The sequence below is a fragment of the bacterium genome (assembly GCA_026398675.1).
GTDB lineage: Bacteria > RBG-13-66-14 > RBG-13-66-14 > RBG-13-66-14 > RBG-13-66-14 > RBG-13-66-14.
The window spans coordinates 1-1,559 of sequence record JAPLSK010000005.1 but is presented as its reverse complement, the minus strand read 5'-3'; the positions used below and the strand labels follow the sequence as shown (position 1 = coordinate 1,559).

2 protein-coding genes are annotated in these 1,559 nt (G+C 64.0%); both read left to right on the top strand.

Features of this window, described 5'->3' with window-relative positions; translation table 11 throughout:
* A partial coding sequence (locus NTW26_00055) for a hypothetical protein (GenBank protein MCX7020665.1) occupies positions 1 to 515 on the top strand: 515 nt, incomplete at its 5' end.
* A gap of 192 nt (positions 516 to 707) precedes the next feature.
* Positions 708 to 1,559, top strand: an 852-nt coding sequence (locus tag NTW26_00050; protein ID MCX7020664.1) for a cache domain-containing protein, incomplete at its 3' end; no start/stop codon positions are given.

The following is a 1,559-nucleotide window of genomic DNA, read 5'->3' as shown; positions in this document are numbered from 1 at the left end:
TGGGGAGAGGCGGTGATACGCCGGTTCCGGGGGATTACGACGGTGATGGCGCTTCCGAGGCGGGGATCTTCCGGGTATCCGTGGGGCTGTGGGCGATCCGGGAACTGACCCGGGTGTATTTCGGGTCGACCGGGGACACGGCGATCCCCGGTTATTACGCCGCCGCCGTCCGTGGGGATATCGCCATCTTCCGGCCGGGTACGGGGATGTGGTCGGTCCGGGACATCACGAGGTTCTACTTCGGTTCGTCCGGCGACGCGCTGGTCCCCGGGGACTATAACGGGGCTGGGAGATGGGAAGGGGGGTTCTTCCGCGACTCGGCCGGCCTCTGGTCGATCCGGGAGGTGACCCGGTTCTACCTGGGGAGCTCCTCCGATAAGCCCGTCCCGGCCGATTTCAACGGAGACGGGACGGACGACGCCGCCATCTTCCGCGACGCCGCCGGTCTCTGGTCGGTGAGGGACCTGACGCGGGTGTATTTCGGGTCACCCGGCGATATCCCGGCGACCAGATAAAGGTTACGAGAAGTTACGAAAGGTTACGAGAAGTTACGAAAGGTTACGAGAGGTTGCCGGCTCGCGTAACCTTTCTCAACCTTGCGTATCTTCTCGTAACCTTGCGTAACTTCTTCCCCTGCTTTACTTGCGGCCGCCTTACCGCTTATACTACCCGCTATGGAAAGCCGGAAAAAGCACACCCGGAAACGGATGCTCGTCATAGCGGCGCTGGCGGGGATAATCGCCCTCCTCGCGGGTTTCCAGATCGGCAAGCTGCGGAAAGATCCGGCGGCGTCCGATGTGAGGATGTACGACTACCGGGATACCCAAAGGTTGGTGACGCTGACCGCCCGCGCGGCCGCGCTCGCGGAGAAAGAAGGAGAGAAGGCCTTCGAGTCTTTCCGGGAGAACCCCGACGAGTGGTCGCTCGGCGGAGACTCCTACCTCTATGTCTACGGCATGGACGGCGTCAACCTCTTCCACGGCGGCTATCCGGAGCTGGTGGGAAAGAACCTGATCGATTTCACCGATCCGCTCGGGAAGAACACCATGCTCCTGATCATCGATCAGGTGGCCCACCACCGCGCCGCGAACCCGCACGGGTGGATCCACTATCTCTGGGTCCCGCCGGGCGCCCTCGACGGAGCCTGGAAGGCGTCGTGCAACTTCGCCGCGACGCTGCCGGACGGCCGCCGGGTCGTGGTCGGGAGCGGACTCGACGGACCATCCCAGGAACGGGAGTTCTACCGGATCATCGTCGACGAGGCGGCCGAACTGCTGGCGGGGGAAGGGGAAGCCGCCCTGGCCGCCCTGAAGGACCCGAAGGGGCCCTTCATCATCCATGACCGGGGAGTTTTTGTCCTCGCCTCCGATGGCCGCGACCTGATCGCTCCCGGCCTGAACCTGAGCGCGCCCCGGAACCTTTTCGACTACCAGGACTTCAGCGGGAGGAATCCGATGCGGGAGTTGAACGAAAAGCTGGCCCAGGGGGGCGGGGCTTGGGTGATCACGCTCAGCCGGGAGAAGGGCGGGAGCAAGCCGGTTAAAAAGGGAATCTACGGG